The organism is Bradyrhizobium sp. USDA 4538 (assembly GCF_024171045.1).
GTDB classification, from domain to species: Bacteria; Pseudomonadota; Alphaproteobacteria; order Rhizobiales; family Xanthobacteraceae; genus Bradyrhizobium; species Bradyrhizobium australafricanum.
In genome coordinates this window covers 6,428,443-6,451,481 of the sequence record NZ_JALJZE010000001.1, presented here as the reverse complement: position 1 = coordinate 6,451,481, position 23,039 = coordinate 6,428,443, and the positions used below count along the sequence as shown (strand labels likewise).

The 23,039-nt window shown below is 62.9% G+C and carries 18 protein-coding genes and 1 pseudogene; 9 read left to right on the top strand and 10 right to left on the bottom strand.

The features are described 5' to 3' along the window. The first annotated feature begins 18 nt into the window (after positions 1 to 18). The 3 genes from J2R78_RS29315 to J2R78_RS29305 all read left to right on the top strand — a co-directional run bounded on the left by J2R78_RS29315 (position 19) and on the right by J2R78_RS29305 (position 4,545). Positions 19 to 2,997: an FAD-binding and (Fe-S)-binding domain-containing protein gene (locus tag J2R78_RS29315; RefSeq protein WP_253609942.1), complete on the top strand. Its 2,979-nt coding sequence runs from the start codon at positions 19 to 21 to the stop codon at positions 2,995 to 2,997. Beyond that, on the top strand, positions 2,990 to 3,418 hold the full coding sequence (locus J2R78_RS29310; RefSeq protein ID WP_076833912.1) for a heme-binding protein: 429 nt from the start codon (positions 2,990 to 2,992) through the stop codon (positions 3,416 to 3,418). The genes J2R78_RS29315 and J2R78_RS29310 overlap by 8 nt, the downstream gene beginning before the upstream one ends. 233 nt (positions 3,419 to 3,651) lie before the next feature. Then, the gene (locus J2R78_RS29305) at positions 3,652 to 4,545 is read left to right on the top strand and encodes a 3'-5' exonuclease (RefSeq protein ID WP_253607771.1); all 894 of its coding nucleotides are present in this window, start codon (positions 3,652 to 3,654) and stop codon (positions 4,543 to 4,545) included. Positions 4,546 to 4,614: 69 nt separating this feature from the next. Here J2R78_RS29305 and J2R78_RS29300 read toward each other — a convergent pair whose 3' ends face one another. Then, positions 4,615 to 5,352 (bottom strand): invasion associated locus B family protein, encoded by a 738-nt coding sequence (locus J2R78_RS29300; protein WP_253607770.1) that lies wholly within the window; start codon positions 5,350 to 5,352, stop codon positions 4,615 to 4,617. Between the two features lie 59 nt (positions 5,353 to 5,411). Further along, the gene (locus tag J2R78_RS29295) at positions 5,412 to 6,611 is read right to left on the bottom strand and encodes a YadA-like family protein (RefSeq protein WP_253607769.1); all 1,200 of its coding nucleotides are present in this window, start codon (positions 6,609 to 6,611) and stop codon (positions 5,412 to 5,414) included. On the opposite strand from J2R78_RS29295, the gene J2R78_RS29290 reads away from it, so the two are divergent. After that, complete coding sequence (locus J2R78_RS29290; RefSeq protein ID WP_253607768.1) at positions 6,594 to 7,868, top strand: hypothetical protein; 1,275 nt, start codon at positions 6,594 to 6,596, stop codon at positions 7,866 to 7,868. The genes J2R78_RS29295 and J2R78_RS29290 overlap by 18 nt on opposite strands. A 58-nt stretch (positions 7,869 to 7,926) precedes the next feature. On the opposite strand, the gene J2R78_RS29285 is transcribed toward J2R78_RS29290, so the two are convergent. From J2R78_RS29285 to J2R78_RS29275, 3 genes are all read right to left on the bottom strand, one after another. Then, a complete protein-coding gene (locus J2R78_RS29285; protein WP_253607767.1) occupies positions 7,927 to 8,706 on the bottom strand; it encodes an enoyl-CoA hydratase/isomerase family protein in 780 nt (259 codons plus the stop codon). An 80-nt stretch (positions 8,707 to 8,786) separates the two neighbouring features. Next, positions 8,787 to 10,886 (bottom strand): molybdopterin oxidoreductase family protein, encoded by a 2,100-nt coding sequence (locus tag J2R78_RS29280; protein WP_253607766.1) that lies wholly within the window; start codon positions 10,884 to 10,886, stop codon positions 8,787 to 8,789. Between the two features lie 125 nt (positions 10,887 to 11,011). Next, entirely contained in the window at positions 11,012 to 12,082 is a 1,071-nt protein-coding gene (locus J2R78_RS29275; protein ID WP_253607765.1) for a substrate-binding domain-containing protein, read from the bottom strand. 793 nt (positions 12,083 to 12,875) lie between these two features. Between J2R78_RS29275 and J2R78_RS29265 the strand changes: the two genes are divergently transcribed. Continuing rightward, positions 12,876 to 14,315 (top strand): IS1182 family transposase, encoded by a 1,440-nt coding sequence (locus J2R78_RS29265; RefSeq protein ID WP_253607763.1) that lies wholly within the window; start codon positions 12,876 to 12,878, stop codon positions 14,313 to 14,315. 302 nt (positions 14,316 to 14,617) lie between these two features. Here J2R78_RS29265 and J2R78_RS29260 read toward each other — a convergent pair whose 3' ends face one another. Then, complete coding sequence (locus J2R78_RS29260; RefSeq protein WP_256558684.1) at positions 14,618 to 16,384, bottom strand: carbamoyltransferase C-terminal domain-containing protein; 1,767 nt, start codon at positions 16,382 to 16,384, stop codon at positions 14,618 to 14,620. A gap of 257 nt (positions 16,385 to 16,641) precedes the next feature. Here J2R78_RS29260 and J2R78_RS29255 point away from each other — a divergent pair, with 257 nt between their 5' ends. The 4 genes from J2R78_RS29255 (at position 16,642) to J2R78_RS29240 (ending at position 20,962) form a co-directional block, all read left to right on the top strand. Beyond that, the gene (locus J2R78_RS29255) at positions 16,642 to 17,712 is read left to right on the top strand and encodes an LLM class flavin-dependent oxidoreductase (protein WP_253607761.1); all 1,071 of its coding nucleotides are present in this window, start codon (positions 16,642 to 16,644) and stop codon (positions 17,710 to 17,712) included. Between the two features lie 14 nt (positions 17,713 to 17,726). After that, on the top strand, positions 17,727 to 19,334 hold the full coding sequence (locus tag J2R78_RS29250) for an amino acid adenylation domain-containing protein (RefSeq protein ID WP_253607760.1): 1,608 nt from the start codon (positions 17,727 to 17,729) through the stop codon (positions 19,332 to 19,334). Further along, positions 19,331 to 19,609 carry an acyl carrier protein gene (locus J2R78_RS29245; protein WP_253607759.1) on the top strand — a complete coding sequence of 93 codons (279 nt, stop codon included), beginning with the start codon at positions 19,331 to 19,333 and terminating at the stop codon, positions 19,607 to 19,609. The genes J2R78_RS29250 and J2R78_RS29245 overlap by 4 nt, the downstream gene beginning before the upstream one ends. 105 nt (positions 19,610 to 19,714) lie before the next feature. After that, complete coding sequence (locus J2R78_RS29240) at positions 19,715 to 20,962, top strand: hypothetical protein (RefSeq protein ID WP_253607758.1); 1,248 nt, start codon at positions 19,715 to 19,717, stop codon at positions 20,960 to 20,962. Between the two features lie 274 nt (positions 20,963 to 21,236). On the opposite strand, the gene J2R78_RS29235 is transcribed toward J2R78_RS29240, so the two are convergent. The 4 genes and pseudogenes from J2R78_RS29235 to J2R78_RS29220 all read right to left on the bottom strand — a co-directional run bounded on the left by J2R78_RS29235 (position 21,237) and on the right by J2R78_RS29220 (position 22,877). After that, positions 21,237 to 21,530: a hypothetical protein gene (locus J2R78_RS29235; protein ID WP_253607757.1), complete on the bottom strand. Its 294-nt coding sequence runs from the start codon at positions 21,528 to 21,530 to the stop codon at positions 21,237 to 21,239. After that, entirely contained in the window at positions 21,530 to 22,129 is a 600-nt protein-coding gene (locus J2R78_RS29230; protein WP_253607756.1) for a transposase, read from the bottom strand. Before J2R78_RS29230 ends, J2R78_RS29235 begins: the two co-directional genes overlap by 1 nt. Before the next feature lie 49 nt (positions 22,130 to 22,178). Then, positions 22,179 to 22,331: pseudogene (locus tag J2R78_RS29225) on the bottom strand (transposase); the annotation flags it as partial. Positions 22,332 to 22,463: 132 nt separating this feature from the next. Beyond that, the gene (locus J2R78_RS29220) at positions 22,464 to 22,877 is read right to left on the bottom strand and encodes a group II intron maturase-specific domain-containing protein (protein ID WP_225649595.1); all 414 of its coding nucleotides are present in this window, start codon (positions 22,875 to 22,877) and stop codon (positions 22,464 to 22,466) included. Positions 22,878 to 23,039: the final 162 nt, after the last annotated feature.

Here is a 23,039-nt window from a genome sequence, read left to right as displayed (position 1 = left end):
GATCACATCGGATCTGGGATGAAGAACGCCTCCTCGCTCGAACAGCGCCTGCGGTCCGAACTGGCCGGCGACGTCTTTTTCGACGCCTTCAACCGCGGCCGCTACGCGACCGACGCCTCGTTCTACCAGATCATGCCGGCCGGCGTGGTGGTGCCGCGAACCGTCGACGAGGCATTGCGGGCGCTTGCGATCGTCCGCGACGCCGGGCGGATCGTCACCCCGCGCGGCGGCGGCACCTCGCAATGCGGCCAGACCGTCAATGACGGCATCGTGGTCGACCTGTCCAAGCACCTGAATCGGGTCCTCTCGCTCGACGTCGAGCATCGGACCTGCGTGGTCGAGCCCGGCATCGTGCTCGACGATCTCAACCGCCAGCTCAGGAAGCACGGGCTGTGGTTTCCGGTCGACGTCTCGACTGCATCGCGCGCCACGATCGGCGGCATGGCCGGCAACAATTCCTGCGGCGGCCGTTCGCTGCGCTACGGCACGATGCGCGACAACACGCTGTCGATGGATGCCGCGCTCGCCGACGGCACGCTGCTGCATTTCGGCGAGGTGCCGCGCGACCTGACGCGGGTCAATTCGTCCGACAACGGACTGAAGCTGTTTCGCGACATGCTCGATCTCGGCGAGCGCGAGGCGCTCGAGATCGCCGACAAATTCCCCAAGGTGCAGCGCCGCGTCGGCGGCTATAACCTCGACGCGCTGGTGCCGCGCAACGCGCCGAACAACCTGGCACATCTGTTGGTCGGCTCGGAGGGCACCCTCGCCTTCACGACGCAGGTCGAACTCAAGCTGTGGCCTGCGATCCGCAACAAGGCGCTCGGCGTCTGCCATTTCGGCAGCTTCTACGAGGCGATGGACGCGGCCCAGCATCTGGTCAAGCTGCGACCCATTGCCGTGGAGCTGGTCGACCGCACCATGATCGCGCTCGGCCGCGAGATCGCGATGTTCCAGCCGATCATCTCGGCTGCGGTGCGCGGCGATCCAGACGCCATCCTGGTGGTCGAGTTCGCCGAAGAGGACCAGGCCGACAACCTCGCCCGCCTCAGGCAGCTCGGCGAGCTGATGGCCGACCTCGGCTTCGGCTGGGACAAGCCGCAGCGCAAATGGGGCGGCGTGGTCGAGATCATTGAGCCCGCGCTGCAGACCGGCATCGCCGATTTCCGCGCCGCCGGCCTCAACGTCATGATGTCGATGAAGCAGGAGGGCAAGCCGGTCTCGTTCGTCGAGGATTGCGCGGTGCCGCTGCCGCATCTCGCCGATTACACCGAGCGGCTCAATGCCGTGTTCGCCAGGCACGGCACCCGCGGCACGATGTATGCGCATGCCTCCGAAGGCTGCCTGCATGTGCGCCCGGTGCTCAATCTCAAGCTCGAGAAGGACGTCAAGGCCATGCGCGCCATTGCCGAGGAAGCCTTCGCGATGGTGCGCGAATACAAGGGCTCGCATTCGGGCGAGCACGGCGACGGCCTGGTGCGCTCGGAATTCCACGAAGCGATGTTCGGGCAGCGCATCGTGGCCGATTTCCGCGAGGTCAAGCAGCGCTTCGATCCGACCAACACGCTCAACCCGGGCAAGATCGTCGATCCGCCCAGGATGGACGACCGTTCGCTGTTTCGTTTTTCGCCGGATTATCGCGTCGGCGAATTGAAGACGGTGCTGGACTGGTCGGCCTATCCCGGCGCCGGCGGCGGCTTCCAGGGTGCCGTCGAGATGTGCAACAACAACGGCGCCTGCCGGAAGCTCGAAGGCGGCGTGATGTGCCCGTCGTATCGTGCCACGCGCAATGAGAAGGACGTCACCCGCGGCCGCGCCAATACGTTGCGGCTCGCGATCTCAGGCCAGCTGGGTGCGGACGCGCTCGCCTCCGACGAGATGATGGAGACGCTAAAACTCTGCGTTTCCTGCAAGGCGTGCCGCCATGAATGCCCGACCGGCGTCGACATGGCCAAGATGAAGATCGAGGTGCTGGCGGCGCGCGCGGCGACCCATGGTCTAACGCTGCGCGACCGGCTGGTCGGCTATCTGCCGCGCTACGTCGATCTCGCCTCGCGCTTTGCGCCGATCGCGAACTGGCGCAACCGCAGCCCACTGTTGCGCAGCCTGTTCGAGAGGCTCGCCGGGATCAGCGCCAAGCGCGCGCTGCCGGAATTTCGCAGCGACACCTTCCGGCCGGACGCCGAGGTGCTGGGTCCAGCCGACGGCCGCGAAGTGGTGCTGTTCGCCGATACGTTCAACCGCGGCTATGAGCGGGAAAATCTCGACGCCGCGATCGAAGTCCTGGTCGCCGGCGGCTATCGCGTGCATCTGCCGAGGCCATCGGACGGCGGGCGGCCGCCGTGCTGCGGGCGAACGTTCCTGTCGGCCGGACTGGTTGAGGAGGCTCGCGCCGAGCTTGACCGGCTGGTTGCGACCTATGTCCCGTTCGCGGCCCGCGGCGTGCCGATCATTGGTCTCGAGCCAAGCTGCCTGCTGACCCTGCGCGACGAGCTGCTGTCGCTGCGTTCGGATGAGGCCGCCAAGACCGTCAGCGCGCACGCGCTGCTGTTCGAGGAATTTCTGGTGCGCGAGGCCGAGGCCGGGCGGCTCGCTTTGCCGCTCGGCGCGGTCGCCGGCAAGGCCGCGGTGCACGGTCATTGCCACCAAAAATCCTTCGGCGCGTTCAAGCCGGTGGAGAAGGTGCTGCGCCTGGTACCGGGCCTCGACGTCAAGACCATCGAGTCGAGCTGCTGCGGCATGGCCGGCGCGTTCGGCTACGGCGCAGACACCTATCAGGCCTCGATCGAGATGGCCGAGCTGTCGCTACTGCCAACGGTTCGCAGCGCCGATCCGGACACCCTGATCGTGGCCGACGGCACCTCCTGTCGGCACCAGATCAAGGACGGCAGCGGGCGCACGCCGCTGCATGTCGCCAGCGTATTGGCGATGAGCCTGAAACGTGCGAAATCGCAATCCGATCAATCATTGCCGACAAAGGAAAAGGCCCATGGCTGAGCTCACTCTCGAAACTGCCCGCAAGATTCTGGATGCCGCGCTGGCCAAGGGGGTCGAGAAGAAGTTCAAGCCGCTGGTCGTCACCATCCTCGACGCGCGCGGCGCGGTGAAGGTGACGGCGGCACAGGACGGCACCAGCCTGATGCGGGCCGAGATCGCCCATGGCAAGGCCTATGGCGCGCTGGCGCTCGGGATGGGATCGCGGGCGCTGTTTCAGCGCGCCCAGGAGCAGGCCTATTTCATCGATTCCGTGAACACGCTGGCGCAGGGCCGGCTGGTGCCGGTCCCCGGCGGCGTGCTGATCATGGACGGTTCTTCCCTGCTCGGCGCCGTCGGCGTCAGCGGCGACACCTCGGACAATGACGAGATCTGCGCCGTAGCCGGCATCGAAGCTGCCGGCCTGAAGGCCAACATCGGATGACAACAACTGTTTGGTCTTCGCCGCTCTCGCCGCTTGGTTCAAACAAGTACAGCTTCAATTTTAGGACGATGACCGACCGGATCGTCAATCCGGTTCCACGGGAGAAGTCCTTCCTGCCGCCGGGAATCTCCGCGCACCAATGACCTATCCACAGGGGCTGCGATGCGAGGCCCGATCCGATCGGATAGACTTGCGAGCTATCAAACAAGCTCAATGTTCTCACACGGCCCAATATGATCGTTCAACCGACTCTTGCCGAGATCGCCGGCATGCTGGAGCAGTCACCCGATTACCGGGTGCTGCGGCGGCTCGTTCCCCGCTCCGAATTTGCTCCAAGCGACGGGCAATCGACCAAGATCGCAATCCTGCTCGATGTCGAAACCACCGGACTCGATACGGCCAAAGACGAGATCATCGAGCTCGGGATGGTCAAGTTCACCTATCTTTCCGACGGAAGGATCGGCCGGGTCATCGATACTTTCAGTTGCTTCAATCAGCCGTCGATCGCAATTCCCATCGAGATCACGGCGCTGACCGGTATCACCGACGAGATGGTCAAGGACCACGGCCTCGATGAGGAGCGCATCAACGCCTTCGTCTCCGATGCGGTCGTGGTCATCGCCCACAATGCCGGCTTCGATCGCAAGTTCATGGAGCGCTATGCACCCCTGTTGACGCAGAAGGCCTGGGCCTGCTCGGTGAGCGAGGTCGAATGGCGCGGCCTTGGCTTCGAGGGATCGCGCCTGTCCTATCTCCTGATGAAAGCCGGGCTGTTTCACGAGGCGCACCGGGCGGTCGACGATTGCCTGGCGCTGCTCGAAATCCTCGCCATGACCCTGCCCCAGCTCGATCGCACCGTGCTCTCCGTGCTGCTCGAGCGAGCCCGCCGCAAGACGATCCGGATCTGGGCTGAGCAGTCGCCGTTCGAGCTCAAGGACGAGCTCAAGCGCCGCGGCTATCGCTGGAGCGACGGCGCCGATGGCCGGCCGCGGTCCTGGTACATTGACGTCGATGAGCCCAATCAGACAGCCGAGATCGAATATCTGCAGGGGACGATCTATCAAAGGGAAGTTGAGGTGCGGATCCAGACACTCACCGCATTCGACCGCTTTTCAGCGAGGGCATAGGGCGCTTTCGAGCGCAAATAAAACGCTCCAGCCCGAACGTTGACCATGTGGGAGTTACCAGGCGAAGCGTTATCGGATGCCCTTCCAGGGGCCGCCGCCTGGGGTGGCAGCGACGGCTTCGGTCGATGTCCGGCGCGCAACGGGCTTCGCTGGAGGGCGTGCCGGGGTGGCAGCAGCCACCGACTGCGAAAGATCCGTCAGTGCCAACATAAGGCCCCGCAAGCTCGCCATTATCGTGATGGGCTTGCCAACTCGCTCGAACACGATCGTGGCGCGGTCCTCACGTCCCAGCAACGAGATCAAAGCGGCGTCCGCGGGAAACGTTGCGGCGCATAGCGCCTGGTCGCAGATCAGCGGCTTGATGACGCGCGTGAAGCCGCCAAAGGAGACCGTGGCGCCGACCTCCACACTGCTGTCGCGTGGCAGCATGATCAGCGCCATCGATCGTCCATCCTTGGTGAGCGCGATACGCCAGTCCAATCGCGCGGCATCACCGTGCGAGATCGTCTCCAGATAGCAGATGCGCCGCGCGTTGCGGACCTCATCGCAAACCTGGATCCAATCGAGGAAAGGCCTGATCGTGCGGGTGTAGTCGCCCGCCGCGGCCGATTTTCCTGGCGCGAAGACGCTCGCCCACTCGAATCCAAGCGAAGTTGCCTTTGTCGGCTCGGATACAATACTGGCAGGGGCCGCTCCAGTCAGGCTCGAAGGCCGGGGTGCAGGGTCAGACGCGATCGCCGCCGACAAGCCGGCCAAGGCCAATGGCAAGAGCCAAGCAGCAACACGAGGCAAGCGTGATCTGGGCATGGCTTGTTTCCGGATTGATGGCGGCGGATTCGAGCGACAATGGTGCTGCGCCGAGGAGGTCAGAATCTGACGCCGATTGAGCCGGAAGCTCCAACGTCGCCCGTGTCCGGCGTGTAGGACACACTTGCCTTGAGGCGCACCGCATCACTCGCGCGGTAGGCAAGACCTCCCGCCAATGAGACTGAGTCCCGGAAAGCGCCGACCGCGATTGCTACGGAGCGGTCGCCTTTGGCCTCATCCGAGAACGCAAGTCCCGCCGCTGCCATCGCTGCCGAACCAGCCGCTCGCGCGCGCCGGCCCACCGCGGCCACCTTTCGATCTGTATACATCCGGTCTTCAGTGCCCAGCGCGGCGAGACCATCATTCAGTTGCTTCATGTTGGTCGCATCGTTCGCCGCGGTACCCGCGGCCACATTGTGCAGTGCTACAGCGCCGGGAGAGCCGCCCTGCAAAGTTACCGAATTCAGGCGATGACCGTCTGCTGCGACGTCATATCGGATGCTGTTCACAGACGCAGCATTCAAGGCAGAGGCGACGTCATGATAGGTGCTCCCGAGGATCGTATACGAGGGCTGCGACACGGTTCCGTCGGAATTGACGTGCGAGCCCCCGCCAAGCCAGGTCGCGACCGAATCGGCTGACCGGTACAGCTGCTGCCCCGTGAGCGCATCAGACGATTGCGCTGAGACAATGCCATTTGTGATGCCCGTCAAGGTCCGACGGCCGTCGCTGCCGGTCAGATCGACGAGCTTGCCACCCGTCTTGGCAGCTATGGTCACGGCCGCTGTTGGGTCCCTCTGCCGGACCAGCCCGACCGCGCCGCTTCCGATGTCGTTGATCATGGAGGAGCTCATCGTGGCAATCTGCTGCTCGATCGCTTCGAGCGCGCCGCCGACATTGGTGGAGGGCATTCCGTTCACGAGTGTCGAAAAGTGAGTAACCTGTCCGGTCGTGGGGTCAAAGATGGCCCCTCCTCCGAAGGTCGAAGCTGTCGATCTGCCGAGATTATCATTATTGGACGTGACAATGTCCTTCGGACTTGGAGGTTGGATCACCGGCTGCGGCGTCGACACCGGCTGCGGGGCCGGGATCGATTGTGCAGTCGCGGGTGGGGCCGGCACCGGCACCGGCTTCTGTTCGGCGCAGTCCAGTTCGCCGCCCATCGCCTTCCACTGCTGCCTGAGCTGGTCTGTGCAGCCGCCGGGCGGCCGAAATTTCTGCACTGCCGGTGTTACCACGCCGTGTTGGACCTGCGCCATTGCCGGTGCAGAAATTTCTTCGAGCCGCCAACGTGGGCTCGCAATGAAGGCTGCCCTGTCACAGCTGAAGCACTGGGAGAAGACTATGCAATCGCTCTCAACAGAACCAAGAATATTCTGCTGCCTGCCTTCGACAGCTGGCGTTCGGGCGGATTGACCGACATGGTCCCGGCGTCTCCCGTGCCTGGCACTTTTGATTGGCTTGTCGGCGTTTTCAAAGCCAACCACCGATGGCGTGAAATCGATTTCAAGACCCAACGCTTATACGACCAAGGCCTGGCGCTATTCGCCAACCACGAATTGAACGACGGTAGCCGCGCGGGCTCGAAACAGATTGCCGATTTTTCCAAAGCATTTGTCGATGCGGTTTATGCAAATCTGCTCGTCGTTCAATACAAGGACGCGGATGGAAACATCGTCAAGCGCGAGCGTCGGCGTTTCGCAAACGCTGCCATGACCGCATGCAGGCGCGCCTGGTTCGTTGGTCAGCGCGCCCAGGAAACGAAAGTGCCAGCCATCAACCCATTCTCGCGGATGGGCTTAAAATCGCGTGCCCCTGGTCAGGCCCTGCGAGAGACGCCAACCGCAACCTGGGACGAGCTTGCCGCCTTCAGGCAAGCCGCAAAGAGACTGGGGTACCACTCGATCGCAACCGCTGCATTGCTGACCTGGGAATGGCTGCAGCGCGAGGAACATATATTTGGAGTCTTCGAAATCGAGCACTATCGACCGAAAGAACGCCCCAACAGCGTGAGGATTATGCACCCAAAGAATGGCGAAGAAGCCTGGTGGCCTTTGGTCGATGAGAACAGTGTGCTGCTCTTCCCCGAGCTGATGGCGGAGCTTGATGCTCTCAAAGACTCAGTCGCTTCAGGACTGGCGTTTCGCCGTGATCATGCTCATCGCAGGTCGCCTACTCCTCTGCCGTGGATCACCGAGCGCAAGGATCTGCGCTACCTTCGGCATGTCGTTAAAAAGATAATCATAGCAGCGGGACTTCGGAACGAGCTCTCATTTACGTCCTTTCGCCACGGCGGCTTCACCGAAGGCGCAGACAGCGATCTTACGGACGCTGAACTGCGTGCTGCCGGCCGCCATCGCTCGAGACTACAACTACCCACCTACGCCAAACGCACGCGGAAGCAACTGATCGTGGCCGCCAAGAAACGTCGCGAGGAGCGAGCCAGAACGCCCCTCCTGTCAGAAGGCGTGCTCGCTCCTCATTCTTCAATCGTTTCGAGCAATCGACACGCTTGATTTTCATGATTCACGCCGGCGCGAGATACCGGGCGGAAGACCAGGATTGGGTTTCCACTTAGCGCCCGGTCCAAGTCGGTTTGCGCTTCTCGCCGAAGGCCTTGAGGCCCTCCTTGGCGTCCTCGGTCATCGCGAGTAGCGCGATCTGGCTTTCGGTGTAGGCGATGCTCTCGTCGAACGACATCGAGGCGATCGCCCGCATCGCGTATTTGCCGCGGCGGATCGCCGTCGGCGACTTGTCGACGATGCGGCCGATCAGCCAATCGACCTTGGCATCGAGCTCGGCTGCCGGCACGACGTAGTTGAGAAGACCCGCAGCCTTGGCCGTCGCGGCGTCAAACGGCTCGCCGGTCAGCGCCCATTCGTTGACGAGGCGCGCGGGGGCGATCGCCTGCAACAGGCTCAGCACCTGCATCGGGAACACGCCGACCTTCACCTCAGGCAGACCGAAGATCACGCCATCGGCGGCGACCGCCATGTCGGTCATGCACAACAGTCCCATGCCGCCGGCCATGCAGACGCCGCCGACCCGCGCGATCGCGGGCTTGGTCGCATTCTGCGACAGCCGCAGCAGATCGGCGTAGTCGACATTGGGGCGCGAGAAATCCATCGAGAACGCCGCGCCGCTGTTCTGCAGATCGGCACCGGCGCAGAACGCCTTGTCGCCCGCGCCCGTCAGCACGATGACGCGCACGTCCTTGTCGTCATGCGCCTCGCGATAGCCCTTCGCAATGCCGGCGATCACGCCGGCATTGAGCGCGTTGCGCTTGTCCGGGCGGTTGATGGTGATCCAGAACGCCTGCCCGCGCTTTTCGAGAAGAACGCTGTTGTCGGTCATGTTTCCTGCCTGTTTTCTTGGCCAATGTGCCGTTGTCAGCCGACATTTGCGGCGGGATCGGCGCCGACTGCAAGCAGGATTTATGCGGCCATCGATACCTTCCGGATCCAGACCTTGTTGTCGTGGAACGCGGCGCCGCCGAGCGGCGCGACGGCCTCCGCCCCAGTCAGCATGTTGATGCCGCGCCCGCCGATATGGGACTTGTTCGGATGGATCGACTCGGCGATCAGCACGCCGCGGCGAACGCCATCGAACAGTTTTGCGGTCAATGTGGTCTCGCCGCGCATGTTGCCGAGCGTCACCGCGTCGCCATCGGCGATCAAGAGCGTCGCCGCATCGTCGGGATGAATCATCACGGTCGGCGCGCCCTCGCGGGCCTGCGACGACGGCGTTTCGTTGAAGCTGGTGTTCAGGAAGCTGCGCGAGGGTGACGTCGCGAGCCGGAACGGATGCTGTGCGTCCGCCTCCTCGATGATGGTCCAGTGGTCGGGCAGCGAGGGCATCTTGTCCCACGCCCCCATTAGCCCGCCGGTGCCGACGGGCACCTTGCCCCAATCCACCTTGAAGTGGAACTTCTTGTCGGCATGGGCAAAGCCGTCGAGATAATGCGACGTGCGGAAATCAGGTTGCAGGTCGCGCCAAATGTCGGCCTCCAGGGCCTCGATCGTGCCGTGCCCGCTCTTCTTCAGCGTCGCATCGATCAGCTGGCGCGGCGTCATGTCGAAGCCGGGATGCACGGCGTTGAGCCGGCGGCCGAGCCCCTGCATCACCTCGTGATTGGAACGACACTCGCCGGGCGGATCGATCAGCTTCGGGCCGACCGAGATGTGCTGATGACCGCCGCCGTAATAGAGGTCGTCGTGCTCCATGAACATCGTCGCCGGCAGCACGATATCGGCCATCTGCGCCGTCTCGGTCATGAACTGCTCGTGCACCGCGACGAACAGATCCTCGCGAGCAAAGCCCTGGCGCACCAGCGCCTGCTCGGGCGCGACCGTCATCGGATTGGTGTTCTGGATCAGCATCGCCTTGACCGGCCCGCCGCCGCGGAGCGCCTCGGCATCGCCGGTCAGGATGCGGCCGATCTTGGACTGATCGAGCACCCGCGTCGAGGGATCGATCGCGTCGTGGCCTTCGATGATCGACTCGTCGAAACGCCAGATTGCGGCGTTATTGAAGAACGCGCCGCCGCCCTCATATTGCCAGGCGCCGGTGACCGCGGGGATGCACGAGGCAGCGTGCATCTGGGCGGCACCGTTGCGGCTGCGGGTGAAGCCGTAGCCAAGACGGAAGAACGAGCGCTTGGTCTGTCCGACCAGCCGCGCGAACGCCTCGATCTCCTCGACTGGCACGCCCGAGATCACTGAGGCCCATTCCGGCGTGCGGGTCTTGAGATGCGCTTCCAGCTCGTCGGGGCAATCGGTATAGCGCGCGAGATATTCGCGATCGGCAAATCCCTCGCGGAACAGCACGTGCATCACGGCGCAGGCAAACGCGCCATCGGTGCCCGGCCGCAGCAGGATCTTGATGTCGGCCTGCTTCATGGTCTCGTTGTTGTAGACGTCGACCGCCGCGATCTTCGCGCCGCGCTCCTTCCGCGCGCGCGATGCATGCGTCATTACATTGACCTGGGTGTTCACCGGATTGGTGCCCCAGATCACGACGAGGTCCGAGACGCCCATCTCGCGGGGATCGACACCGGCGATCTTGCCGGTCCCGGCCGCAAAGCCGATACGCGCGATGGTTGCGCAGATCGTGCCGTAGAAGCGCGAATACTTCTTCACATGCGACAGCCGGTTGAGGCCGTCGCGCATCACGAGCCCCATGGTGCCGGCGTAGTAATAGGGCCAGACCGACTCGGCGCCGAATTCCCGCTCGGCCGCATCGAACCGCGCCGCGATCTCGTCCAGCGCCTCATCCCAGGAGATCCGCGCGAACTGGCCGGAGCCCTTCGGCCCGGTCCGGCGCAGCGGGACCATCAGCCGCTCGGCATGATGAATCCGCTCGGCATAACGCGCGACCTTGGCGCAGACCACGCCGGCGGTGTAGGTCTGCTGTTTGGAGCCCCTGACGCGGCCGATCGAGCGTCCCTCGATCACCTCGACGTCGAGCGCACATGCCGACGGGCAGTCGTGCGGACAGGTTGAATGGCGGATATCGACCTTGGCATGCTGGTTCATGGCCAAATTGGTAACATCAAATATCCCCCGCGCCGAGGGGCATTATTGACCCAGTCCGCGCGAAATCCGGGCACGTGCCATGCGGCAGGCGCCCGGACGGGCAGTTATTGGTCTGAGCAGTCCCATCAGACTCGGAAGATGCGGGTGTAGTGCGATTTGATCGATTCCCCTTCCCGTTCCACCGCCACCGGATCGTCCTTCATCGTCTTGATGTCCTTTAGCGGTCTGCGTCCAGCCTTCTCCTTGGCCTGCGCGTGGACGGATCTGAGGCCGCCGATCTCGACATTGAGCTGCTGCCCCTCACGCCCGAGCGCGAAGGACTGGAACAGCCTGGCGGCATTCGGATGCGGACAGTCCTTGAAGATCCCGTTCGGGCCGACAATAATCGGCGACCCCTCGGTGGCATAGACCGGCTCGACCGGGCGGCCGGCCTCCTTCATCTGAAAGATGTTGTATTCGTTGCCGTCGGCCATCACAGCACGCTCGCCGAGATCGAGCTTCTTGGGTGGATCGGTCGAGGACTGCACCTGCATGATGTTCTGCTTGGCGAGCTTCTCGAAAAAGCTCCAGCCGAGATCGCGCTGCAACTGGTAGGTTGCGGTCATGATGGTGCCGCTATAGCCGGGATGCGCCTTGACGATTTTGCCCTTCCATTTCGGATCGAGCAGATCGGCAAAGCTCTTCGGCGCCTCCTCGGCCTTCACGAGATTGGTGTTGTAGGCAATGATCGAAAGCCAGACCCGGAAGCTTGCGAATTGCCCGTCCGCGTCGCGATGCTCCTCGGGGTAGTATTTTGCGACCTCTTCCGGAACATAGGGCGCGAGAATGCCGTCGCGCTTCCACACGATGAAATGCGCGGCGTCGGAGGAATTGACGACGTCGACGGCATGAATGTTGCTGGAATATTCCTGGCCGACCCGCTGGAACACGCGCTCCGCGCCGGTGCGTTCGACGCGCACGGTGATATCGGGATACTTCGCTTCAAATGCCCTTGCCAGCTTCTCGGCAACCGGCAGATCGGTCGACGTGTAGTAGACGACCTGCCCCTCTTTCTTCGCCGCTTCGATCAACGTCGGCGTCACCGGTTCCGCAGGCGGCGCGGCGGCCATCACGCGCGTTGAAAGGGCGGCCCCAGCCAGCACCGCGCCCGAGCCCTTCAGCATGTCGCGGCGCGATAGCCCAGGATGTTTCCTCATATGATTCCCCGCACGCGATGGCGAAGTTTGAGTACACCGTCCTCCCGCTCTTATTCCAATGCGCGAAAACGGAGTCTGTCGTCGACAGAGGCTTCAGGTTGCAGCTAGACTTCTGATCAAGAAACAAGACTAAAGTTGGGGGATTCAGTCAATGGCGAGCCTGCGATACGCCTTGGTGTTTGTCACCGTCAGAGTCCCGGTTCCCGGCAGAGAACTCGTGAGGAAGCCATGGGACAAATCCGGTGCCGATTTAAGCAGGTACACTCCTTGAAAGAGCGCCTTGCCGCAGAGGCCAGAAGCTTGCGCGAGGCGGCGAAATCGCTGCCCCAAGGCGCGAAGAAAGAAGCTCTTCTGGAAAAGGCCAGGCAGGATGAAACAGCCGACCACATGACAGGATGGCTGACTTCTTCTGACTCACGGCCATCGACTTGAGTATTTTGGCAGATGACCGCGCTCAATCATGCGCGTGATCGAGCTATTGGAGGCACTACGTGAGCGCACACCCGAGGAAATCACGATTGCCTCGCTCGCGCTTGGGGGAAGTTTCACTCCGGAGATGTGGCATGCATTGGAGCTGCTTTCAAAAGGAGCGAAGTAACCGCGATAAAAAGGCCGCCTCCTGAGCCGGTCATCGCGATTTGATCTATATCAAGGCCGCCCAGTCGACCAGGTTCAGCCATACTAACATGGCGAAAGAGCGCTTCGCCGGACCAACGATGTCGCCTTTTGACCCTGGCTGTGTGAAAACGCTGGGCTGCTGTTATGATTCTCCTGTGATTCTTTGGGGGAATCGATGAGGCGCTTCGTTGAAGAGGCGGATCGTGGACAGCGGTCGCTGTTGCCCGAATGCCTCGATGACTTCATTGACGAGAGCAACCCTGTTCGCGTGATCGACGTATTTGTCGATGCGCTCGGTTTGGCTGAGATGGGCTTTGAGGGTGTGGAGCCGGCGGCCACCGGTCGGCCGTCGTACCATCCCTCGGTGCTCCTGAAGCTTTACATTTACGGTTATCTGAACCGGGTACAGTCGAGCCGGCGGCTGGAACGAGAGGCCGGGCGCAACGTCGAGGTGATGTGGCTGCTGGGTCGGCTCGCTCCCGATCACAAGACGATTGCGGACTTCCGCAAGGACAACGGCCTGGCGCTGCGCAGGGTATGTGCGCGCTTCGTCGAACTCTGCCGAGAGATGGGTCTGCTGGCGACGGCGAGCGTCGCCATCGATGGCAGCAAGTTCAAGGCCGTGAACAACCGGGACAGGAACTTCACGCGCGCGAAGATGGAGCGACGGCGTGCTCAGTTGGAGGAGAGCGTCGCGCGCTATCTGAGCCAACTTGACACGGCCGACCGCCAGGAGCCGACCGAGGCCCTGGCCACGAAGGTGACGAGGCTTACCGAGAAGCTGACGAAACTGAAGGAGGAAATGGGCAAGCTTGCCGTCTACGAGAAGCAGATGCTTGCGTCACCCGACCAGCAAATCTCCCTGACCGACCCCGACAGCCGCTCGATGGCGACGAGCGGGCGCGGCTCTGGTGTTGTCGGCTACAACGTACAGGTCGCCGTAGACACCGAACACCATCTGATTGTGACGCACGAGGTGACGAACAGCGGCTCGGATCGGGCACAACTTGCCAATATGGCCAAGCGGGCGAAGGCTGTTCTGAAGACTGAGACGCTCGAAGCTGTAGCCGATCGCGGCTACTTCAACAGCCCAGAGATCCTTGCGTGCCACGAAGCGGGCATCACGGTAACTCTGCCCAAACCGCTAACGTCCGGCGCTAAGGCAGACGGACGCTTCGGTAAACAGGACTTTGCCTATTTGCCAGAGGAGGACGTCTATCGCTGCCCGGCCGGGGAGCGGCTATCATATCGCTATACGAATGAAGAAGACAGCAAGGTGCTGCGGCGCTACTGGACCACGGCCTGTCAAAGCTGTTCGCTCAAGACCCAATGCACGCCTGGGTCAGAACGGCGGATTACGCGATGGGAGCATGAGCATCTGCTCGAGGCTGTGCAGCAGCGCCTTGATGCAAGCCCGCACGCCATGCGTCAGCGCCGCGAAACTGTCGAGCATCCGTTCGGCACCATGAAGGCCCGCATGGGAGCGACACACTTCCTCACCAAAACGCTTCCGAAAGTGGCGGCCGAAATGGCGCTCTCCGTCCTGGCCTACAATCTGACACGGGTCATGAACATCGTCGGGATCAAGCCGCTGATGGCTGCGATCGCGGCATGACACCAATCCAGTCCCGACTGCCTCGGGACTGGCGTTTTTACACGACCAAGACCCACTGCGAAAGCTTCGCTCAAGCTCACGTTTGACGATCCTGCAGCAGAGGCGGATTTTCAACGAGACCGCCAAACGCGAACATCGAAGTTCATAGCAAACGCAATTGCATTCAGCGCGTTCCTGTGGGGTTCGTTCGGAATAGGGCAGATGAATTTGCGGTTTAAGACGTCGAGCAATGGGCTGAGACGTTCGCCGTCGCTTCCACGCTGGACGCACGACCTTCCCCGTCGCCGGCTGGTTTGCTCTGGCTACTTCTGTCCCGCGCGGCGGATCAGCACGTTTTCGAGGAAGAGATACTCGATGCCGGTGCTAAGGAAGGTGTCGATGGCTTCGCGCGGGGTGTTGACGATCGGCTGCCCCTTCACGTTGAAGCTCGTGTTCAGCACCATTTCGCGGCCCGTCGCCCGGCCGACGGCCTGCAACAGCGCGTGGAACTCTGGATTGTCCCCGGCGTCGACCGTCTGCACGCGGGCCGAGCCGTTGACGTGGGTGATCGCCGGCAGCGCGGCGCGATGCTCGGGGCGCACGTCGGCGGTCATGATCATGTAGGGAAGCTTGAGACCTTTCGGCACCTCGAACCAGTTCTCGACCTGCTCGAGGGTAACCGCCGGCGCAAACGGGCGGAAGGCTTCGCGCATCTTGACCATAGCGTTGATGCGATCGCGCATCTCCGGATGACCAGGATCGGCCAGGATGCTGCGGTGTCCCAAGGCACGGGGGCCGAATTCCATGCGTCCGCGGTACCAGCCGAGCACGCGCCCGGCCGCGATGAGCCTGGCCGCCACCGCACAGGTCTCGTCCAGATCCGGAAAGCGCGTGATCTCGATGCGGCCGGCGGTGTCGGCGAGCGCCCTGTCGATCTCGCTCTGCGAGTGTGCGGGGCCGAGGAAGGGGACCGGCATCCGGACGTTCTCCACGCCGCGGTCGCGCGACGCCGACCAGAGCGCGGCACCGAGCGCGGAGCCGTCGTCGCCGGCGGCCGGTTGAACGTAGATCTCGTCGAACAGGCCGGACTGCAGCAGGCGGCCGTTGGCGGTGCAGTTGAGCGCGACGCCGCCCGCCATCGCGAGCCTGCGCAGGCCGGTGCTGCGGCCGAAATGGCCACAGATGTGGAGCATGACTCTGTCGAGGCATTCCTGCAGCGCCGCGGCGACGTCGCGGTGGTCGTCGGTGACGTCGCCGTCGGGCGCGCGGGCCGGGATCAGGTGCTCGTCGAGATGGCGTCGCGTCGCACCGTAGGTTTCGCGATCGTGGCGCTCGGTATTGAGGCGAAGCAGAGGAATCCTGATCAGCCCGTCGTCGCGCAGCTCCACGGTGCGCTCGAAGAAAGGACGGTGGCGGGCGGGGTCGCCGTAGGGCGCGAGGCCCATGATCTTGTATTCGTCGGAGTTGAAATCGAAGCCGAGATGCAGCGTCAGGGTGGAATAGAGGATGCCGATCGAATCCTGGGCGGTGATCTCTGCGAGCTTGTCGATCTCGCTGTCGTGCGCGTGATAGACGCTGACGGCGTGGACCTCACCCATGCCGTCGAGGACCACCACCAGGCAATCGTCCCATCCGGAGGTGTAGTAGGCGCTGGCGGCGTGGGACAGATGGTGATTGACGTGGTGGACCTTGCTGGCGGGAAATCCGGGCAGGTGCTCGTCTACTTGCGACAGCAGTTTTTCGCGCGAGAAGACCTCCCTGTATTGTCGGGCGGAGGTCGGATCGAGCATGAAGGCGGCTTTGTAAGGGGAATAGTCGAAGCCGTGAGAGATCGCGTCGATGTCGGCCGGCTTCAGGCCAGCGGTCTCCAGGCAGTAGCTGATAGCGCCGATCGGGAAGTCGCCGGTATGTTTCTTGCGGCTGAAGCGCTCTTCGGCGGCACCGGCGACGATCCTGCCGTCGACCACCAGCACCGCAGCCGAATCGTGGCCTTGCGAGATCCGATATTCGCGTTCCTCCAGCCCCGGCCAGTGCTTCTTCTTGAAGGGGATCGAGCTCTCGAATCCACTGATGCCGATTACTTTCGCCATATTCAACAACCCCTCGACGGATCACGCGCAAGCGAAATTCGAGCAGGTTCCGCGACATCGTTGCAGAGAAACCGGAGAATTCAAGGTCCACAAAAGTGCAGTGCCGTAGCCCCCGGAATAGTCGGCCGCGCATCCGTTCCCATCGCTCGACGGAGTACCACCTTTGCGTCGGGGGACCTCGCGAGCATCTGCTACAATATGACGCACAGTACTCCCAACCCACAGCGTTCCTGCGCCTTTTTGGATGGAGGTGGCTGATGGATGCGCTTTCCGATATCCGCTTTGAAGTCTTTAGCACGTGCCCGCAATCCGGCACGGTCCCGGCGGCTGACTATGTCGAACGGGTGCAGGCCATAGCCCGCTGGAGCGAAGAGGCAGGCTGCAAGGGGATCCTAGTCTACACGGAGAATTCCCTGGTCGATCCCTGGCTCGTCTCGCAGGTCATCTTGCAGGGCACCAAGCAGCTCTGTCCGCTGGTGGCGGTGCAGCCCGTCTACATGCATCCGTACAGCATCGCGAAGATGGTGAGTTCGCTGGCGCATATGTACGGACGCCGGCTCTATCTGAACATGGTCGCGGGCGGCTACACGACCGAGCTGACGGCGCTCGGCGACGCGACGGCGCACGACAAGCGGTACGCCAGGCTCGTCGAGTACACCGGCATCATCAAGCTGCTGCTGGAGAACGCCGAGCCGGTGACCCTCGAAGGGGAATTCAATGTCGTCCGGAATCTCAGGATGACGCCGCCGCTGCCGCCGGAGCTGCTGCCCGGCGTGTTCGTGTCGGGCTCCTCGGAAGCGGGGCTCGCGGCCGCCAAAGCGCTGGGCGCGACGCCGGTGAGATATCCCAAGCCGTCCGCAGAGTACGGACCGGCGGACGCCGCCGACTGCATGGGTTCGGGCGTGCGCGTCGGCATCATCGCCCGCCCGAGCGCCGACGAGGCCTGGCGGGTCGCGCACGAGCGCTTCCCCACGGACAAGAAGGGGCAACTGGCGCACAAGCTGGCCATGAAGGTTTCGGATTCGGCGTGGCACAAGCAGATGTCCGATCTTGCGGCCGAGACGGCCGCTCAGGATACGCCTTATTGGCTCGTCCCGTTCGAAAACTACCAGACCTTCTGCCCGTATCTGGTCGGCAACTACAGTGTCGTCTCCGACGAACTCGCGCGCTACGCCGCGGCCGGCTACGGAACGTTCATCCTGGACATCCCGCCCACACGCGAGGAACTAGTCCACACGGGCGAGGTCTTCGGATTGGCGCTGACGAAAGCCCGGCGTCGGAAAGCGTCCGTGCTTCGCGATTCGGCGCGTCAGGGATTGGCAGGCTAAACGAGGATCGCTCGATGGAGTTGCGCACGGACCGATCACGGCGAGGGCTGTGGACAGGCTTCCTGCGCTCGGCAGAGCTGTTTCCCGACCGTCCTGCCGTCGTTGCGCAGGGCGCATCGCTGTCGTATCGGCAGCTTCGCGAGGTTGCCGTCCGCATCGCGGCTTGCATCCAGGCCCATCGCGAGGTGTCATGGACGCCCCTGACTGCCGTGTTCGCGCATCGCAGCGCAACAGCGTTCGCCGGCGTGCTCGGATCGCTTCTTGCGGGGAACGGCTACGTGCCGCTGAACCGCACGTTCCCGGTCGAGCGGACCAAATCGATGTTCGTCCGTTCGGAGTGCCGCTCAATCATCGTCGACGCAGAATCCTTGCCGCAGATGGACGCGCTCATGGAGGGCGTGGACGAACGGCTGCTCGTGATCGCGCTCGGTCTCAAGGATCCGCACCCCTATCGCGAACGATGGCCACGGCACGTCGTCGTCGGGGCGGCCGATCTCGAAGAATACACCGACTGGCGCGAGCCGGAGGCGTGCGAGGACGCGATCGCCTATCTGCTGTTCACATCCGGCAGCACCGGAACCCCGAAGGGGGTGATGGTTGCGCACCGCAACGTCGTCGCCTATGTCGATCATGTCGCGGTGCGCTTCGCCATCACGGAGCTGGATGTTGTCTCGCAAACGTTTGACATGACGTTCGACCTGTCGGCCTCCGACATGTTCGTGGCGTGGGAACGCGGCGCGTGCGTCTGCTGTCCCTCGCAGAAGACCCTGATCAATCCGGGGCGATTCATCCGCGAGCAGGGGCTGACGGTCTGGTTCTCGGTGCCCTCGATGGTCGCCCTAATGAAGCAGTCCGGCCTCCTGAAGCCGGGAGGGTTTCCCTCGCTCAGGCTGAGCTTGTTCTGCGGTGAGCCGCTTCCCGTCAGTTGCGTCGAGGCTTGGACGATGGCCGCGCCGAACAGTGTCGTGGAAAACGTCTATGGACCCACGGAGTTGACCATCGCATGCACCGGCTATCGATGTGATCCAAACCGCGCGCTAGCCGAATCGGAGATGGGAATTGTGCCGATCGGCGCTCCGTTCCCGGGAATGGACGTGCTCGTCGTTGACGAGCGTCTAAACCAGGTCGAGCCGGGCGCGGATGGCGAACTGCTGATGCGCGGTCCGCAGATGTCACTCGGCTACTGGAAAGATCCCGAGAAGACCGCTGCGGCCTTCGTTGTCCCGCCTGGACGGGAAGACGTATTCTACCGTACCGGTGACCGTGTGCGCCGGCCCGCTGGCGACGGTCCCCTGACCCATCTCGGCCGCATGGATTCCCAGGTGAAGATCCTCGGGCACAGGGTCGAACTCGGCGAGGTCGAGGCGGTGGTGCGCGAGGCCTCAGGCGTCGACGGCGTCGTGGCGATCGGCTGGCCCATCACGTCGAGCGGCTATGTCGGCATCGAAGTGCTCATCGAAGGAGGGGCGGTCGATCTCGACCGGCTGCGCGAGGCGGTCGCCGCCCGCCTGCCCGACTACATGGTCCCCAGACGATGGCACGTCCGCAGTCGGTTGCCCCGCAACGCCAACGGCAAATACGACCGCAAGTCCATGCCGGCGCTTTTGGGGGACGGTCAATGAACCTTCCGACCCCGGACGACGTCCGCTCGTTCTTAGGAGCCTTCCTCAACCGCAAGCTGGAGGACCGCGGACTGCGTCCGCTGCGCGATCTTCCCGACGACTACGACCTGCTGCTGTCGGGAGCCCTCGATTCCCTAGCCTTCGTCGAGATGATGATGGCGGCGGGCGAGCACTTCGACAGGGAAATCGATTTCGAGGATCTCGACCCCGAACGGATGACGCTGATCGGCCCCTTATGCTTGTTCGTGTCGGAGCAATTGACACAGCCTCGGTAGCGAAAAGGGGCGATCGGGTCATCGCCACCATGATATCCCGGTGACTGGGCTCGCACATTGGACGGGCGCCGGGATGGGAAGTGAATTCGGGTTAGGGAGAGGTTGATGGTGCAGACCGGTACGCGGGCGCAAATTCTGACGCGCTCCAAGTATCATGCCGCCGACATCCTGCTCCGGCTCCTAAAAAGCCGACGGCGTCCCGCGTCCGGTCAAACCGTATCGGCGCCGCTGACCGGAAGCGCGTTGGCGCCGGCCAAGCAGCGAGAGGTCCGGTTCGCGGATTTCGAAAGCGTCGCGAAGCTGAAGGAACGCGGGGGACTTGCGAAAGACAGCCTGGAGAACTGGCAGCGGCTCTGGCAGCAGAATCCCGCATTGGTCGCCGCAAAATCGCAGCCCAGCATGGGATGGGTGCTGGAGACCGAGCAGGGGATTGTCGGGTACCAGGGAAACATTCCCGTCCTCTACCAGCTCGAAAGCCGAACGATAATCGCCGCGATAGCCGCTGGGCTGGTGATCGACCCCTCGTACCGCACTCGCTGCATCGGCCTGCTGGCTTCGTTCTTCCGGCAGCGAGATGTCGATCTCTTTGTGATCACGCACTCGACCGCATCCGTGGTCAATCAATCAAAAGCCCTTCATGCGAGGTCGTTGCCTGACCCCGACTATGACAAGATTTTGTTCTGGATCCTGGATGTTCATCAGTTCGCGCGGGCGCTTGCAGCGAAGTTCGGCCGCGGGAGCGGAATGGAGGCGGTCGGGACTTTCCTTGCCTCGTCGGCACTGCGGCTGGATTCGCTCCGTCGCGGACCGCGGGGCCGTCTGATGAGCAAAATAACGGAAATCGATGTGAAGAACATCGGGGACGAATTCGAAGCACTGTGGCGGCGCAAATTGCGCGAGGCCCCTCGGTTGCTGGCGGACCGAAGCCCCGCCTCTCTCAGGTGGCACTTCACGCTCCCAGGGAGCTCTTCGACGGTTGCCGTGCTCTGCTGCCATCGATTCCAGCGCTTGGCAGGGTATGCTGTCGTCCTTCATGCGGTCGACCGCAAGACCGGCTTGCGACGGTCGATGCTTGCCGACATCCTGGTGGAGCAGGACGACCCGGACGTGACCGAGGCGCTACTTGATGCGGCGTATTCGAACGCGGTCGCTTCGGGCGGTCATCTCTTCGAGGTGGTCGGCGTGGCCGGACACATCAGGCGGATCATGATGAGCTGGAAACCTTACGTCAGGAGCTACCCGACCGATCCGCTCGTCTACAAGACGACGGACCAGGCCCTGGCCCGCGCCCTCGCGGACGAGAACGCCTGGTACGCCGGCCCATTCGACGGCGACGCAACGCTGCTGCCGTGACGACTCCTTTCAGCCCGCGCGGCGGAACGAGGCGAGCGGCGTGCTGATGCCCAAGGCCGACGTGCATTCATATCGCTTCTATGTCGCCTTTTCAGGGCAAAGCGAACGCGGCCTTTATGATCGCCCTAGCGAAGCGTAACCTAACATCTTCGGGGTACGACGTTGGTGGGTTACGACGGAGCCGTCATCGGGCCGCGCTTTTGTGCGGACCCGGTGGGTTACGGCGTAAGCATGCGGCGTAGGCCGCCGGCTGGCTGGTTTGTCCGGTTACCTGCTAAACCTCGTCGGGCTTTTCGGCCTTCGGCTTAACGATCGCCGCGAGCACCTGGCGGCGTTCTTCAATGATCCAAGGAGCGTCCTTGTGGATCTGGATCAGATGTTTGAGGTTCTCGATTCCATCATCGGTGAACGCCATCACCCCGTCTTCACCGACACCGACGACCCATAGCTGGCCGTCCTCGGTGTCCATTTCTTCGGCGACCTCGAACAGCCATTCCTCGTCTTCGCCGAGCATCTCAGCGACATGGCCGAGAGTGAACACGTGGCTGACCTTGTTGACGTGCCCCATCAAGCCGCCTGTGCCGCAAGGCCTTGCTGTTGCGCTGTCTTCCAGTTCCAGGGCAGCAGCTCATCGAGCCTGTGGGCGGAGTGGGTGGCGATGCGAGCGAGTACATCAGCGAGCCAGGCCTGAGGGTCGACGTCGTTCATCTTGGCAGAGACGATGAGGCTATACATGGCGGCGGCTCGGCGCCCTCCGCGGTCGGACCCACAGAATAACCACGACTTTCTGCCCAATGCGATGCCGCGCAGCGCTCTCTCGGCTGCATTGTTCGAGAGGCAGACGCGACCATCGTCGAGGAAGCGTGTGAAGGAGGCCCAGCGCTTGAACATGTAGTTCATGGCCTTGGCCAGATCGTGGCCGCGGGAGAGCTTGGCGCACTGCTCGCGCATATAGGCTTCCAGATCGGCGACGAGCGGTGCGCTCTGCGCCTGGCGAACAGCCTTTCGTTGGTCGGCGTTTTGGCCATTGATAGAGCGCTCGATCTCGAACAGAGCGTCGATGCGGCGCATTGGCGACGGGCGAGATGACGATTTCCTTCTTTCCGGCCGCTTTGCGCCGCGCGTTTTCCTCAAGATCCGCCATGGCGAAGAACGGGCGCCGGGCATGGACCCAACAAGCCGCTTCGCTGATAAGCCCAGGACTTCGCTCGGGCTCGTAGAGCTTGATGTATCCGCCGAAGGCGTCGGCCTGGAGGATGCCGGTGTAGTTGGCCAGATGCGCCTGCGGATGCTCACCACTTCGATCGCGCGAGTAATAAAACATCGCCGCCGGCGGATCTGAGCCGCCGAAGGGGCGGTCGTCCTTCACATAGACCCAGCATCGCGCGACATCGCACTTGCCCAAGGCCAGCACGGGCACGGTGGGTGAGTAGGCCGGAGGGATTTCACCTCCAGCCTCTCGCAGAACCGGGCGTGAGACTCTCGCCTCACCCGGCTCCCATCAGGCAAGCTTGCCGCCATCGCCGAGTTGCCAATGCACAAAGAGCCTGCGCTTCTCACGCGCGATCTTCTCCAGGAAGAGACGCGCGCGTCCTAAACGGTGATGGAAGCGCTTGTACTTTCGCTTCAGCCAAATAGCTAACGTCTGGTTGATGTAGCGTGCCAAAGGATAAAGCGCTGAGCGCGTGTATTGCCCATAATAAGCGATCCACCCCCTAACCATCGGGTTTAGCTCGCGAGCAATATCGTCCAGCGTCACCTCGGTTCGCCTGCGAAGTTTCAAGCCTCGGACCGTTGCCCGCATGGCGTTCAGCGCTGGTTTGCTGACCGCTGGGGTGAACCCACAGAACATCTTCTGCGAATGCGGCCCCAGGACCGATCGTGGCCGGAAGCAATAACCGAGAAAGTCAAACATGACCGTCTCGCTTTTACCTCGGCGTCGATCATCCTTGCAGTAGACGATCCTCGTCTTCGTAGGATGCAATTCCAGGCGGCACTTCGCCAGCCGAGCCTGGAGCGCTTCGCGAACGCTTTGCGCCTCCATCTCATTCCGACAATGTACCAACCGTCGAGTCGC